We start from the raw sequence: 15,677 nt of genomic DNA, 5'->3' as shown, positions 1-15,677 counted from the left end.
CCCCTCCGGCTGGCTTAGTCATCCGGACCACTACCGGCGTCATTGGCCAGAATTGCGTCCACGGCGGCGTCTATATCATCATCGGACAGGAATGGCGCCTGGGCATATATGATTGCTGGCTCACCGCTCAGCCTTGCTGCAAGGTGGCCAAGCCCTAAGAGCTGTTCCGCTCCCTTCACGCCAAGTGCGATTTCGGATGTTCCGACGCTCGCAACCTTCAAAATCAATCTGTTGCCAAGGTTGTCGCGTAGCTGCATCGGCATGACATTCGCATCGGGCCGCTGTGCTGCGAAGATCAGATGCATGCCGGCGGCGCGTGCCTTCACGCCCAAGCGCGAAACGTTGGATGTCACGGCAGACTTGTAATCCTCCGTCAGCATCCACTCCGCAAATTCGTCATGAACCAGGAAGACGTATGGCAGCCGCTCGTCACGCTCAGCTTTGAAATTGAACGCTCGAATGTCTCGAGCCCCTTTGGACCGGAAAAGCTCATAGCGGCGTTCCATCTCTGTGACGAGACCCTCCATGACTTCAACCGCCCGCGTTTGGTCGACAATCACCCCGCCCTGCAAATGCGGCAGCCGCTCGATTGCCGCGTAGTCGACACCCATCTTCGGGTCGATCAGGTGGATATGCGCCAGATCACTGGAGTTGGTCGCAGCGATGTCGAGGAGGAGCGCTTGGATTAGAACAGATTTCCCAGACCCGGTTGCGCCTGCGACGAGCGTGTGGGGCTCATGCTGTTGGCCGCCGGCGAATGGCCCACCAAGGTTCAGATAGAGGATATCGCCGTCGAGTTCCTTCAGGCCGAGCACGAAGGACGTGTTCACGCCCGCGGCATTGCGATTGATTTCCCGTCGGCCCCAAACATCCCAAAGGGAAACGACCTGTCGCTGCGGCCGCGCTACGCCGACGACGATCTCGCCCGGCAATGGCGAAATCGAGATCAGCCTCAGCCCATGCGTCGTCAGAAGGGATGACTGCTTCGCTTCGATGTCTTCAACGCGCAGACGATCCGACCCCATGAAACGGATGAGTGCGGCGTTTGGAGTAAGGCGCGTTCCGACGATCTTAGCCTGGAGATTGTAGCCGAGCAGTGCGGAGCGCAGCCTTTGTGCGGTGCTGTCCAACCATTCTCGCTCGTCTGCCGAGTTTTCGCGCGCTTTTTGTGCGCGAGCTTCGATCAGGGCGGCAATGCCGATGTCGACGCCGGCGCGGGAGGGTTTGTCGGGCGTCGGAGCAGTCGTTTCGGCGCTCGGCAACGCTGGAGCACCCGGTTGCGTGTTCGTTAGAGACGGAGTTGAGATGGTTGTCGGGTTTTCGCCCTTGGTTTGGGCCGAGACTGAGGCAGGCATGGTTTCCCCGCTGGACAGGCCGCCGCTGTCGCCGCTCGCGGCGACCGAACCATTGTCGCCTGTGCCGGGTTCCACGGCCTCGATAACGATTCCGCCTTCGGGATCGCCCTCGTCGTCATCCTGATCATAGTCGTGGCTAATCGGGTGTTCGATTGCAGCAATCGAATGCTCTTCTTTGATGGCTTTGGTCCAATCCACCCGCGGCGCCGGATGACGATAGCTGACCGAGTTCCACGTGTGCTTTTCGCCGAGCTGGGCGCGGAGTTCGGTTAGACTTTGTTTGGCCTGGTAAGCCTTGATCAGTTTGCGAAGCCCTTCGCGCGTAAAGGTTTCCTGAAGGCCCATCTGGATTTCCGGCAAATCATCCTGCTCTCCCAGCGAACTGCCGTCGGTCGCCGGGCCGGAAACGAAAATGTGGGAGTAACCGCGCAAATCGATCGGCACAGCACCGCGGCGAATGCCGTCGCGAACGCGTTCAAGAAGGTTTGCCTGCCCCAGTGCCGCCGTGCCGTCCAGCAGCAGATCGGAAATCCGGGAAAGCCAGAGGTCGCGATCGAGGCGTCCGGGATCGCCAAACAAGGCGTCATCGATACGGGCAACGGTCTGTCGCAACTGGCTGCGCGACTTGCGGCTCGCCTCCGCCAAGCCAGATTGGTCCACGTACTTCGCTTCGGTCACGATTGCCCTGAGCTTCGGAAGACCATCCTCACCGGTCGAGAGGCTGATGCCAAGGATATCGGCGATCCCTTCTTCTTTTTGCCCAAGCCACTCCGCGTAGTCATCTAGGAGGAACCAGGCAACGGCTGCTCGCTCACCAAGCTCTTCTTCGACCAGGGCCCGGCTCAGCACCAAACCGATCAGCTCGCCGGCCGAGACACCTCGTTTGGCTGCACGCAAAACGATATCGCCGGATATCGCATTGGCGTCTTCGATCATTCGGCGCGCGAGACCTGCAAGGCGGTCGTCGTCAAGACCCAAGGAGAGTTCCGCAAGCCGCCGCTTGACCAGCACGTGAAGTATTCGCAGCTCCGATGTCGACGAGACGACCATGTTGCGGCCGTGGGTGCGTTGGCGACGATACCGGATCACGTTGATCCCTTGGGCAGCAAGCTGCCGCTTGTCGAGAAGATCGTCATAGGTGGCGACCCACTCCGCCAATTTATGCACCTCGTCGAACATCCCCTTCAGGCCACCATCTTGAAACGAGATCTGGCGCGCCGGCAGATAGTGCTCGTCTGGACCGTGCGACTGGCGCCGAACAACGTTCGCGACGGCGTCGATATAGGCCCAGCCCGCGTCGGGCTGACGTGGGCACGTCAGGTAGCTCGTCGCCTTGAGTTCGTCTTCGGCAGTAACCCGCCGGTACGACCAGCGGGCCGGTACGTGTTCAAGCAAAGAGGGATTATCCTGCAAAGCCGGAACCGGAAACCACTGTTCACGCGCTTGACGGGACACAACGTCGTGCAGGAACGCTACGTCTATCTCGCGTGCTCCGCCCGACTTTGATCCGCCCGCGACGTCGAGCATGACTCCGATACGCAGCTTCGACATGAAGTTCCGCGATGTCTCGCTGACCACAACCGCATCGGGATCATTTTCCGATCGTTCAAGCAGCTCGGTGTAGACTCCAGACAAGCGGGCCCGGTCGCGATGGCGGACCAGCACATTGCAATGGACTTCTTCTTGGTCCTGCACCGAACTTAGCGCGCTCACGGTTGCGAGCGGCAACCCGGCCGCATCGCAATTGTAGAGCATGATGCTGAGATTCGACCGCTCATGCGGCTGCAGGTCGAGATAGCGTTCGAGCAAAGCGCGGATCTGTCTTGCGGCCTCTGATGGGTCGACGTCCGTGGTTGCCTCAGACGGATCACGGACCGGCCGCTCGGCCAAGCTGTAGTCGTTGACCGTGCTCGTTTCCGTCAGCAGGACAGGTTCGCTGCCGTCATAGCCGACGGCTACTTCCGGGTAGAGCGGATGGCTGAGTTCGTCGCGGAGATCGCTGAAAAACAGACGCGAGTCGCCGAAGTTCACATCGACATCCGACAAGAGATAGTCGGCCAAGCCTGCCACCGATCGCATTTTAGCGGCGACACCAGCCAAGCGCAGCGGGTGCCAAGGCGCGATGATGGCTGACGGCGCGCTCCCCAGTACTTCGATCGTCCCGATCCGCAGCACCGGCTCCCAGATATCGCGGCGGTTAAGATCACCTATGGCATTCTTGGCCAAACTATTCAGCAGGGCGCCGTAGGCGTCAGCCTGCGCGATGAGCGTGGCAGACGCGTACCCGGACGACTGCAGGGATGTAAGTGCGTCGGTATACAAGGCGACGAATTGTTTCCACGCCGCAGCAATGTCGTCAGCGCCCGCCTGTGTGATCCGGCCTGCCTCGCTGGCCTCCTTCAAGAGTTTTGGGAAGAGCTTCGCAAGGTCGATGCCGGTGCTCGTGCGCGGGATAAGCGTTCCAGCATCCTGCCCGAAGGCTGGTTGCAGCGTTCCTGTATCGCTGAGAGACACCGACTGGAGGGCGCCCTTTCGACTAACCGAGAGACGGGCAACGCTGCTGCGTCCAAACGGGCGCTTGATGAGGCGACCGAGATCTTTCGGCAGTTCCAGGCCGATGGCTGATGGCTGGCCGGTCCACACGAGCTGAACGGTTGCCCGCTCCCGTCCGGCCGTTAGCGCCACATCGAATTTGATCTGCAAGGCACCTCGCGCCGTCGACTCGTTTCGCCGATACTTTTTCTGACGTGCTTTTGCGCGATCAAGCAGTTCTTCGTAGCTGAAGAGATGGGGTACGTCCCATTCGACGGCTGCGCCGAGAAGCGCGGGCAACCCTCTGTAGCGCAGGCCGAAATATAGGCCAACGTCGGCATTGAGGTCGAGCCACTGGTTACGCGATCGCCGGGCCGACTTAATGCTCAGTTTACGGGGGCCACCTCCGAGGCTCACCTGGCCAAAGAGACGTTCAATGACTCGCAACAGGCCTTCAAGGAAATCGGTGCATTCGATCGGGCGACCGAAGACGAAGCGCTCCCACTTGACCCTCAGAGCCTTGTCTTGCGCCAGATCATCCCTGTGAGCCTCGAAAAATTCGCGGTCGTCCTCCCGCGTCTCCTTCAGCGACCGGCCCTTCAGAACGCGGAGGTATTCGTTGTCGGCTGGACTCAGCCGGTCGGGAAACGTGAACTCGAAGAAATTCACTGTCTCTTGGGCAAGCGAGGTCTTCTTCAGCTTTATCCCGGAAAACAGCTGGAGAACGCTCTCAGCCTCCCATTCGAAAAGGCTGAGCGCTTCTGCTTCCGGGCCCCAGCCTGGCGCGGCCTCAATGAAAGCATCAATGGCAGGATGGATCTCCGCCGGTATATCATCCCGCACCTCCGCGAACTGCTCTCTCAACTCTTCATTTTCGATGAGCTGACGATTGGGACGCTGCTTGACCATCAAAGGTTTTCGATCCGCGACGAGCTTTTCGAAAAGTTTTTTCCACCGACGCGGGACTTCGCGATCGCGTTCGCCAAGTCCCAAAAAGTAACCGCTGTCGCGCGGCAGGCGCAACGCCGGCAATGCCCATCCGAGGGCATCCGTGACCGGTACCGCATCGGTTTCGACTCGCGCTCGGGTCATGGCGACATAGGTTGCAATCTGGTGGAGCGTCCAGTCATCGGCCGCAGTCAGCCCCTTCAGCGCGGCCATCCAGGTCGCGATTTGGCTTTCGCTCAAACCAAGGCCGGCAGCGGCGGCCTCGACCCAAGGTCCCGGCTCTTCCGTCAGCTGTTTCGCACCGATCAGTGTTACGTCCCCGAGAGAGGCGCCTTGGTCTTCATCCGTGTTGGCAAAAAGAAGTGCGGGGCGGTCATAGTCGGCGTGCCGGATCGCCACCATCCGCTCATCCGTCATCACGCTGTCCGGGAGTCCGAAGGATGAAACCAGGCTGCGCGGCAACGCAATGTTCAAAAGCTCGGTGGCTTTCGCATCGGTGAGCAAGGCTTGGGTGATTGCAGCGACCTGCTCGCCGGTCAGACGATCGAGAAGATATCGCGCCATGCCATCTTCCGCCGACAGCGCGTCAAGGCGTAACCGGATCGATGTCGCGCCGGCGGCGCCAATGAGATCAGAGGGGTTCACTCGGCTCTCGCTCTCTGGAATGGGTTTTCGACATAGGCGCAGCTGTCGGATAGGCGTCTGAGGAGACCCAGGCTTGCCAGTCGCTCTTCAAGGCGATGGGCGTTGTCCGAAAAGTCTTCTTGATCTGCAGTCCCGGCATCGACAAATGATCGTGCCTGCGCATCCCCAATAACGATCCCGTAGCGATGATGTAAGCGCGCCAGGAAGTCTTTGAATTCGAGCCTATTATCTACGCACGCGACGACGAGGGTCTTCAGCAACCGATCGGTTGGTGCGTAGCGCAAGCGCCGGCTCGAGCGACGCGACGACAGTCCGATCGCCCGCGACCATGTCGCATGAATTTTGCCCACGTGCTGCTTGTGCCGGGTAGTGGCCTTCCCGAGCAGTTCGTCAAGCAGTTGCTTCGGATCACCAACAGTCTCGTCGTCGTCCCCGTCCGGCCATCCAAACTCACGCTGCATCAGGTCACTGGCCCTCAAGACGGATTCGTCAGATGCAACGGCGGCTGTCCAGGCCGGCGTCTCGGCAATGCGCATGATAAACCGCTCGATCGCCAGTTGCGGCAGCATGTTGTTATGTTGATAGGAGTCGGCTGACAGATCCCGCACAACAGACTTTTTGGGCGAGACGATTTCGCAAACGAGTTCAACAGGGGAACGATCAAGCAGCTCTCTTGCCCGATCGAGTTGATAAAGAAGCAAATTGAGACCTGCAGTGGTCACAAGGTGCGGGATTGCGTCGTGGCCGGGAATGGGCAATTTCAGGATCGAAAGCCAATCTTCCGCCATTCGATCGAAGACAGGATGCCGCGAACATGGCAGATAGGCGCCCCCACGTTCTGCCTTGGCGAGCTGGATGTCTCCCTGAAGCGCCCGCGCCATCGCATCATAAGGTTCCGGTTTATCCAGAAAGCGGGAGGTCAGCAAGGCGCGAAGCTCGTGAGCGTGTTTGCTCCTGCTTAACATGAGATAGAGAATTTCGCCGGTGCGGGCGAAAAAGCGGCGATCGTTCGAGACGCTGCCATTCGGCTTGACGTTGACGTCTTCGAATAGAGAATGCGGCCCAAACGGGAAGACGAATTTGGAGCTCCACCGCTTGTTGCTCGACCCTTCAATCGCTGAGCCTTGAAGGAAGCTCAAGACGGCCGCGAAATCGTCGAACGTTTCGAAGCGATCGCGAAGATACCTGAAATCGGGCTTGTCGATGCCGCCTGCCGTTTCCGCCATCTTATCGAGCCAAAGCGACCATGCCGCGTCGTCTGACCCCGCTTCGGTGCGAACCGTCATAACATGCGGATTGTTGAACACGAGGTTGCGCAGACGTAGCTGAAGCTGTGGCTTATACGAGAGGCTGTTATACACCTCCTCCCTGAGTGCGCGCCCTTCACGGTGCTCCGACAGGAGCACCGTCAGAAACTCGAGAAACGTCAGCCATGGTGACTGCTCGTCATGAAGGCGGTGTCCCCAAATCGCTTCGTCGATCCAATAAGCGGGCCCGGTGCGTTCTTCGAACTGGGTAGGGCGGTCAAGAAATTCCATTGTCATACTCGCACGATCACGCGTCGCGGCTGAGCGCGGCCATCGGGACTGATATCGATAAACCTCAAGACGAGTTCTCCGTCTGCCGTCACGTCATCGCCATCGAGCTTGCGGCGGTTTTCGGTCTCCCGCAGCAGCCGCGCTTTGAAGGCCAATAGATCTTCGTGGCACTCAAGCGAAAAACTGCTTGGGAGGGCACCCTCGGCGACGCGCCCGAGGAACTCAAACCTTGTCGGCGACAATGCCAGGAACACAGGAGGAATTTCGCCGCCTCGCACCAGCTTGACCGAGACTCCGAAGTTTCGGCCAGCTTTGTCCGGGACAATGCTGACCTCTTCACCGCTTGCTCGAGGCACCGAGATGATTTCATCGAGCAGCGGACTGCGCTTCGACTGCGAAAAGCTGCCAGAGGTCGCAAGCACAAGCTCATCTTGGTTCTGAACCAGCATCCCTGTGAAGATACGGTTCAGTCCACGTACGATCATACTGACCGCTTGCCGGGGAGCAGCTTGTCCGGCCGAAATTTTGTGTGCCGTTTCGAGGTATAGGCCAGCGTAACGGAACACGCTGAGGTCCCAGAGATCGTACTCGTCGACCTTGGGCTCTGGCATCGTAAAGAACATGCGCTGCCGCTGGGCCCGAAGGGCTCCAAGGAAGACAGTGCGTTCATTAGCATCGGCACCCTCGAGGTAGGTGCGTTGAGCACTGGTGAAGGCGGCCGTCGCTCCGTACACAGGATCCGAGACGACAAGTTCATCGTAATCCGCTTTATAGGCAGGATCGTCGGCTCCATAGACGAGCAGATTATCAACCCGGTTGCTTGTCTCCGCACCGATGCCAAACGCATTGAGCTTACGGAAAAGCTCAGTCTTCTCTGCCCTGCTCGGTTTCAAGTTTTCGCCAAAAATGTTGCGGTAGATGCTCGCTAAATCGAGGTGGCCGGCGTCCTGCAGCGCAGGTACGTCGGCGCATGTCATCAATCCGTCCCGGGCGTCGGGATGACCGAGAAGACTGTTGGCGACCAATGCCAAGAGTTGACGCACCGGGAAATGGCTTCCATTGCGCTCGCTGAGTTCAATGATCGCCGCTAATCGCTTTTTGAACGGATCCTCTTCGCCGATGCCCATGAGCCGTCGGCGATTTTCGAAGATGGGACAGATAGCGCCGTCGCCGCCCGCGGAGCAGCCGTCGCACCCCTGCCAACCTTCATGCTCGGTTATCGCTGCGATGATCGCCGTTATCATCTGAGCCGCCGGAGATCGGCTGAGATCTCTCAACTCGAGGCGAATTCCCGCGTCGTTCGTCACGCTCGTAACCAAGAGGTCTTCGACGACCTGGCTCGCCCGTTCGATCTCAGGAGTCTTCGGCGCGGATTTGAATTTCTCGAGCAACTGCCCGTGATTGGCGGCAAAAAGATACGATGTTGAGGCTGCTGCGTCCGCGATATCGGCCGAAAATTCAGTGATCAGCGACGCACTTTCGTCGTCGCGCAGTTCGCTCAAGTCTTTGACCACGACGAGAGACCGGCCGTCGCAAATGTCCAGACGCTGAATCTTGGCGCCTTGGTTCCAGAGGTTCGCATCGCCGCCGAGCTCGATCCAAACCTCTCGGCAATGATATGTTTTTCCATCACCTGCTGTGCCGGTGATGATGTACGACACCGGAGACGGACTGCGAAAGTTTTCTACAAGCTCGGCGCGAAGTGGCGCGGGGAGTGTAATCGGTCTGATTTTATGACGTCGCAGCGCGCGCTGTATCGTCTCGTCGTACATGTTGTCGTTAGTAGGGATCGGCCCGTAGTTTCTTAAGAACCGTACCCACGCAAATGTAGAAGATGCTTCCGACAAGCTCCGCCCCCAATTTTCCGACAAGTTGTAGACGAAGATTTGATTCGATCAATCATACTCTACACGCAGCTCGAGATGCGCCGACAAGTCAGAGATCAACGCTTTCTAATTTGTGACCAGTGCAGATCGAAACTGCCGTTACGAAATTAGCCAATATTTGCTTGTGAGAGAGATGATGAAGGTGCTTTTCGATCGGGAAATCTGTTGCATTGCCAGACGGCCCAGATTGATAGCCCGTGGCTCGGACAACGTTTAGATAAAGGCCAGTTCCTGCCCAATCCCGGTCGCTGTCTGCGCTTCGATCTTGAATCCACGCGATCTTCCAGGCGCCGTTCCCGACTTCCCAGTATACGGCCTGTTGGCCCTTTCCATCCAAACAAAACTTCATGTAAGCGCTCCCTCAAGTAAAGGCTGATGAGCCTCGCTCGCCCGTTCAGCTTACGTTATCATCCAAAGGCGTGAAGCGCGGCGACGAATTCTGTGATGTCGGAGTAGTTGTTTGCCTTGCTGACAGGAAGGAACTGAACACGGCTGTCTTTCAGCCAGCGAATCTTTTCGACTTCTGTGACCTCTTCCTCAGTCATCAGCGCATAATGCGTAGGCCCTCCAGAAGGTGTAAACACCTCTGAGATGTAGCCAAGGAGTAGACGAACCTCAGGGTCTGTCATGGAAGCTCCGACAAACACTATTGTGTACATTGTAAACATCGAAAAAAGCAGACTTTGATACGCGCGCTGCCGATAAAGGATGTTTCGATAATCACCCTCCGTCAGTATAATACCGTTGCCGATCTTATGGGCGTCGCCATGGGCCTTAAGTATAAAGAACTCGCGTTGGGAAAGACTTCGCTGCACTGCGCCTGTGTCCGTGAAATCATATACAGAGACATCTTCATCTCGCACTCGAAAGGCTTTTTCTAAAAGCGAGTCGTAGTTGGTTGTAATGACAAATTGGAGCCGGTCTGCTTCGACAAGCGCCCTGTGAAGATCTGTTGGTTTCGGCTTTGGGGCGACGAACGTATCTTTAATGAACTGATCGAAGTGACCTCCCAAATCCTCTTTCAACCCAGAAGCTACCAGCAAATAGTTGGTTGGGTTTTTTAGAAGCTGCGTATACTCCTCAGCGCGTTCTGTTCGTATAACTTGGTGACCGAGCGCAGCGGCAATCATGCTTTCGAGAAGCACGCCCCAAGTGGGTAGACCCGCGCCGATCGAGGCTCCGGCGCCGACCAAGACGGCGACGCGATTATTCTTGTAGTCCGCCTTGAGGCGGTCCGGAATGCTACTCGGATCAAACGCCATCCTAGACCTCAATATTTTGAGTGAAGAATTTCAAAGCGGTATTTCGCGCTACAAGATTTTCTTTGGTGCCACCCTGCGCCTTAAAGGCCGTAATGTAGTTATAGAGGTGTTTCCGCTCGGTCGCTCCCCTACCTCGTTGAGTAAGGAGGCGTTCTGGATTTCGAATATTCTCCCTTCGGTGACGCTCAAATTCCATGTACCGGTTTGCGAGTTTAACTGCGTCAACCGCCATGCCTGCGTCGTGGTGTTGCATGATAAGCCAGGTAAGATCCACAAATATCCATTTCTGGGTTATACTAAACCGGGCCTTAGCATTGACTTCCGCTAAAACCGCAAGTGCCTCACCCACTTTTGTAAAGAGGCCCTGCACTTCAGCCTCTCTTCCATTTTTGTATGTCTCGAACATTCGTTTCAGATCAGGCGCTTTTATATCGCTACTGGCCTGAAAGACGGCCATCGCAAAAGCGTGGGCAGAGTAATCCTGCCGCTTGTAACGATTGTCGGGGATGCGACTCGTCTCGAAGAAGACATGCGAAGTCGCGACCATGTCGACCACGTGCCGCATGGCGCCAAGGACTGCGTTTCTTAGTTCAGCCGGGTTTAACGACATCCCCATCTGTAATCGCGAGAAGAGATTCGTAATCTCGTCGGTTGTGCCTTCAACGATCTCAGCAATGTTCACTAAAAAGTTGTCGAAGCGATCGCGTAGAGGTTTCGGGAGTTTGGCGAATGTCTTGCCATCCAGACTGGTATTTCCTATCAATTCCGGAGGATCACTAAAGCTGAGTTGTAGCGCACCGTCCCTGAAAGCCCAGATAGCACGCAGCCTCTGCTGCCCGTCAACCGCCTCATGCGAGAACGTAGCACCGTTGGCCAGTTTCCTGAGATATATCTTTGGTATATCCATGCCGCGAAGAATGGAATCAACTAGCAACGATTGGCGCTGTACCTGCCATGTAGGCCCTCGTTGCCAGGCCGGATTTAGATTGAATTTACTCTTATCATCATAGAGCTGCTTTGAGGTCCAGTTATGTTGTTCGATACGCATTCTGCTAATCCATTAGAATTTGGATGAAAAATACTCGTCGAGGATTACTCAACCCTTACGAGCTGCGGGCGTCGAGCATTTTCTTTGCGATCGGTCAGCCAAAATGACGGGTCGTAGCTATAAACTTTCTCGGTTTAGGCATTTTGGTACGCCATCGGTGATCGGAGTAATGCAAGTTTCGGAGCATGATGTCCGCCGGCTCTTTTCCGAGGTGGGCTTGATTGGCAGATAAGGAAACAGGCTTGCTTGCCGATTTTACCCTACGAAGGACCAAATATTGGATGAGCAGCAACAGTACTCTCGTGGTCGAATAGAACCGATAGCACGGGGCCACCGATTCTACCGGCAAAACCTCTCGTCCATGAACAACGTGGTTCCGGAATATGCGAACGAGCTCGGCGGCGGCTGATGGCCCGCTCAAACCATACCGACTCTCAATATGGTCGATTTCCATTCTTAGAGGATCGAGGAATGCGCAAGCCCTACGTGCGACTGCGTAGCTGACGTCGAGCGCGAATACTTTGGATGCTTCCAAGTGCTCGTCCACCAGCATCTTTCTTGCTCTAACTGGCAGCTTATCCTTTCCATACATATCGGCTAATGACGTTTCGATCGCCGCTTCATACGCGGTCCAGGCGAAATTAAACATAATGAGGGCTGCGGTATATTTCGAAGCAAGCTCCCGATCCTCATCTTCCCGATCGGCGACGGATTCGCAGTAATAGCCCGCGTCATCATCGTGAGCGTAGGTAGGATCAGTTGAAAGATCCTCTAACCCCCCCGCCATTTGAAGTGCATAGATAACTCCGGGCCACGGATCATCATGCTCTGAGAAATCCAAGAAACGGCGGGAATAACCTATCGAAACTATCGCTCGATAGAGCGCTGCTATGTGAGCTCGTAGAGGTAGGAGACCATTCGTCCAGCATTGCTCCCGCCCACAATTGCAGCGAATGTACTTGTTTGCCGGGTCTGTTGCGCGATACTTTTCTTGCCCTACATCCCGACCGAGGCGCATCGCCGCCTCTCGCCTATAGCGGTCGAGTAGATCCTCTGACTTCATCTCCGACATATGCATTTAGTCCTATCTTCGGGAGACACGCATTCTCTCACCATAGGTGCGAGCATTGCGAATTTGCTAGTGTAGCGGGTGCTCATATTTGTATTATCCCGAGCTTTCCGCATGTGGCAACTTCAGCAAACGTGCTTGATGCTGCGTTCCTTTGATAAGAATCCGATCGAAAAGCGCGCGAGCCCGAGCAGCTGTATTGCGCGGAGAATGCGCATCACTGCCAACCTCAAGAAATCAGGTCCTAAATTGTAGAGAGACGATTTGGACCGCATCATTTGATGGATTGAAGTACACTTACAGGACTCCCCATGCCCGAAACCTCCCCCTTCCCGTCATCTCGCGCAGGCCGAGTTCTGAAACGATCCGCCGCGCCGCCTGCGGCGTCACCTCGAGCGTTTTCGCCACCATGTTTGCCGACACCAACGGTTTCGCCATCACCAGCTCGACCAGCTCCGGCAATTTTGAGGAGGTTCGCCGCCCCTCCAATTTTCGGTCCATCATCGCTTTCGCCAACGTAAGCCGGTCATGCTCTTTCAGACCGATCTCCGCGGCCGCCAAAAGACCGTGGGCGATGGCGAGCAACCGGGTTTCGCGATCGCGATGCCGGCGCCGATCGACGGGTATGGTTTTCAGGCCGAGATTGATAGCCGCCAGATGAACGCCTGACGTGACGCCAGCCTGACGCAGGATCGAGGCGCAAAACAGGCGGCCGAGCCAAGGTGCATGCTGCAGGACGGCAAGTTCGTTCCAGGCATCGAGGGTGACGATGGCCTGCAGCACCGCCGGCAAGTTTTCGGCCTGACGCAACACGCCGCGCCACTCGTCAAGCCGAGCATCCTCATCCCAGTCGAGATCATAGACGAGAGGGTCTCGTTCCCGGGCATCGGCCGAAGTCCGTCCGGGCTTTCTTGCTTGTTCGATCGCCGCCTCCGATCGGGCCAGCACTGCATCGATGGCGGCATAGTCGGCGCCGGGCAGATTTCCCCCGTCGTCTTCATCCCCCTCCCCTTCCGGATCCGCGGGGACCGCGCGCCGGATGGCGCCTGCCGTCGACGCCTCGGGGCCGGCCGCGTTGATGTCCGACGTCTGTCGCAAAACCCGGATACCCTCTGCGGACAACGTCCAGTCCGGCGACTGCGCGGTAATTCGCCGACGGGTGCGCAACACATCGCGGGCGATTGTCAGTTCGTGGGTGGGCGTGCGAATATCGCGGGTGGCGTCATGCAAGACCAGGTCTTCGAGGTGGACGAGTTCGCCGTCGATCCATAACGAGGCGCAGGCGTCGGCAAAGTTTTGCCGTTCGAGGAAGCCGGCGCCGACGGTGGATCGGGCAATCCGCTCGTCAAGGCGCGTCAGTGCGACGCCGGCGTCGAAAGCGGGTCGCATCAGGGCGGTCATGCTGATTTTCGTAAAATCGTAAGCCATTGAAATTATGGTAAATGATTTCCTACAGGAACTCTATCTGCATTTTATGGTTCGCCAGTGGGTATGATCGGTAGTTGGCGTGCTAACCGCCGATAAGTATCAAGTATCGATATCAGGGTTAGGCCGTGTATATCTTCGGCTCCAGGCGGGATGTTATACATGCTTCTATTCCCAAAGGTGGCGACTTAATCGGGATACATCCGAACACCGTGCTTCTGCAAATCTACGCGGTTCCGCAGCAACGGCACTCTTGGGATTTAGATGGACGGCGACGTTAAGCAATCTTGCCGTCCCAAATAGACTAAAATGCGACGCCGACCCAGGGGATGCCACGGCCGACATCGGCAATATCGGCGGATAGACCTGCAACTGACGATGACCGATTCGCGGGGAATGTCCGCCGATTGCAAATGAGATCTACTCGCCTCGCCCAAGTCAGCCGGATTTCGTCACGAGCGCGGCTGGGTCAACACCCAAAGCGTCTGCGATCTGACCGAGAACGGTGACGCTTGCTGAAGCATCAGCGCGCTCAATTTTTCCGATATAGCGCGCGCTCAGCCCCGTGAGGTCTGCCAGTTCTTCCTGCGTGAGGTGTTTGCCATGACGTATCCGACGCAGGTTGATCGCCATGACCTCCTTGAGATCCATGACGTGAGCGGAACTGAAATAGGAAGAATCGTTCCAGGAACGATAGTTCCGATTCGTTTCCGCACGTGTTATTGGTTGAGCCGCCGCGCATTACTTTTAAGTTCGATGAGCTGGCGATTCAGACCGTGCAGTCACGGCGCAAACGATATATGCGCACGGTAGTGTTCTTGTGAGTGGGTGGCGAAATGAAAGTTGAGGACAAGCGGATGGCCGAGCGTAACGCATCCGGGAAAGCCGAGGAACCCACAGAGGCAGGATCTCGCTACAGCTCACTGAAGAAAGAAGAACTGGCGGACTTGGCGGTTTCGGCAATCCTCCAGCATCGGCGTCTTCTCATCGCCGATGAAGCTGTCTATCAAGAATGGCTCCGCGCCAGCGCCGATCCCTCCGTCTCGAGCGCAGTTCTTCAGAGCCTGCAGGACGAGCATTTGGCTCGGCAGAAAAAGTCGCAAGCCCAGCAGGAGGAACTCTCTGAAATCGTCGAGGCTCTCGGGTATGTCCCTGATGTTCCCCCGGAGGATGAGGACTGATGCTCAGATCAGTCCCCGGTCTTTGACAATCGCAACAAGCTGGGCAACCGTCTTGGCGTCGAACTTTCGCCGCGCGCTGTCCAGATAGTGCTGCACCGTCCTCTCTTTGATGCCCGTCAGCTTGGCGGTGTCCCCCGCGCTCCTCCCCTTTATCGCCCACATCAGGCACATGGCTTCCCGTGGGGAAAGCATCCGCTTAGGCGCGACGAGCATCGTGGCGCCGATGATCTTCAGGCGGTAATGAATCGTCATGACCACCTGAAGCGCCTTTCGACCGTCTTGCAGTTTTGAAATGTCAGCCTTCCGCTCCGATGACGCCAGCGTCAGCATCATCTTCGAGCCGAAGCTACCCTCGACCGGAATTGTCACCCCGCTATAAATGCCATGTTCGACAGCTTGGTCGCGAAACCGTCGGAGCTCGGAAGTGCCGCGATCCGGCCAGTCGTCCGCTGTCCAGGCAAACACGTCCATACGGCGCTTGGCCTCCGTGACGACGGGGTCGATGCGAGCGTAGTGACTGTTGAGATAAACGTCCTGCCATGGCTTTGGATAGGAATTGAAGGTCCGGACTTCGAGGCCTTCGGTTTGCAGATAAGCGAATCGCTCGAATCCGCATGCCTGCGCGAAGTTCTTGACCGCGTTCTTGATCATACGTTCATCGTGCGCGGCTTCCGCCATGTCGATTAGGGAGCGAAAGTCTTCGTCCACTGCTATTCTCCTACCCTCTTGTTGTTCTACGAGTCTTCCACCTCGTCGTGCCTGTCGCAAAGCGTTGATCAGGTGCCGGT

Annotated in this window: 10 protein-coding genes; 1 reads left to right on the top strand and 9 read right to left on the bottom strand. The window is 56.9% G+C overall.

The window, feature by feature from the left end:
* Positions 1-14 precede the first annotated feature (14 nt).
* From ATC00_RS03450 to ATC00_RS03415, 8 genes are all read right to left on the bottom strand, one after another.
* Entirely contained in the window at positions 15-5,480 is a 5,466-nt protein-coding gene (locus tag ATC00_RS03450) for an FtsK/SpoIIIE domain-containing protein (protein WP_037385393.1), read from the bottom strand.
* Positions 5,477-7,018, bottom strand: coding sequence for a hypothetical protein (locus ATC00_RS03445; protein ID WP_037385396.1), 1,542 nt, complete (start codon positions 7,016-7,018; stop codon positions 5,477-5,479). Before ATC00_RS03445 ends, ATC00_RS03450 begins: the two co-directional genes overlap by 4 nt.
* 2 nt (positions 7,019-7,020) lie before the next feature.
* Entirely contained in the window at positions 7,021-8,790 is a 1,770-nt protein-coding gene (locus ATC00_RS03440) for a hypothetical protein (RefSeq protein WP_052035528.1), read from the bottom strand.
* A gap of 521 nt (positions 8,791-9,311) precedes the next feature.
* Positions 9,312-10,166: an SIR2 family protein gene (locus ATC00_RS03435; protein WP_037385401.1), complete on the bottom strand. Its 855-nt coding sequence runs from the start codon at positions 10,164-10,166 to the stop codon at positions 9,312-9,314.
* Position 10,167: 1 nt separating this feature from the next.
* The gene (locus ATC00_RS03430) at positions 10,168-11,214 is read right to left on the bottom strand and encodes a DUF262 domain-containing protein (protein WP_037385403.1); all 1,047 of its coding nucleotides are present in this window, start codon (positions 11,212-11,214) and stop codon (positions 10,168-10,170) included.
* A gap of 94 nt (positions 11,215-11,308) precedes the next feature.
* A complete protein-coding gene (locus tag ATC00_RS03425) occupies positions 11,309-12,286 on the bottom strand; it encodes a hypothetical protein (RefSeq protein WP_153045161.1) in 978 nt (325 codons plus the stop codon).
* Positions 12,287-12,580: 294 nt separating this feature from the next.
* A complete protein-coding gene (locus tag ATC00_RS03420; protein WP_037385408.1) occupies positions 12,581-13,720 on the bottom strand; it encodes an RHE_PE00001 family protein in 1,140 nt (379 codons plus the stop codon).
* Between the two features lie 426 nt (positions 13,721-14,146).
* Positions 14,147-14,359, bottom strand: a complete 213-nt coding sequence (locus ATC00_RS03415) for a helix-turn-helix domain-containing protein (protein WP_018097600.1) — start codon at positions 14,357-14,359, stop codon at positions 14,147-14,149.
* A gap of 206 nt (positions 14,360-14,565) precedes the next feature.
* Here ATC00_RS03415 and ATC00_RS03410 point away from each other — a divergent pair, with 206 nt between their 5' ends.
* Positions 14,566-14,889, top strand: coding sequence for a transcriptional repressor TraM (locus ATC00_RS03410; RefSeq protein WP_037385819.1), 324 nt, complete (start codon positions 14,566-14,568; stop codon positions 14,887-14,889).
* Positions 14,890-14,892: 3 nt separating this feature from the next.
* Here the strand turns inward: ATC00_RS03410 and ATC00_RS03405 are convergent, their stop codons facing one another.
* Positions 14,893-15,597: an autoinducer binding domain-containing protein gene (locus ATC00_RS03405; protein WP_037385415.1), complete on the bottom strand. Its 705-nt coding sequence runs from the start codon at positions 15,595-15,597 to the stop codon at positions 14,893-14,895.
* Between the last annotated feature and the right edge of the window lie 80 nt (positions 15,598-15,677).

Origin of the sequence: Sinorhizobium americanum, assembly GCF_001651855.1 — a bacterium.
Taxonomy (GTDB): domain Bacteria; phylum Pseudomonadota; class Alphaproteobacteria; order Rhizobiales; family Rhizobiaceae; genus Sinorhizobium; species Sinorhizobium americanum.
This window is presented reverse-complemented; position numbering and strand designations above follow the sequence as displayed.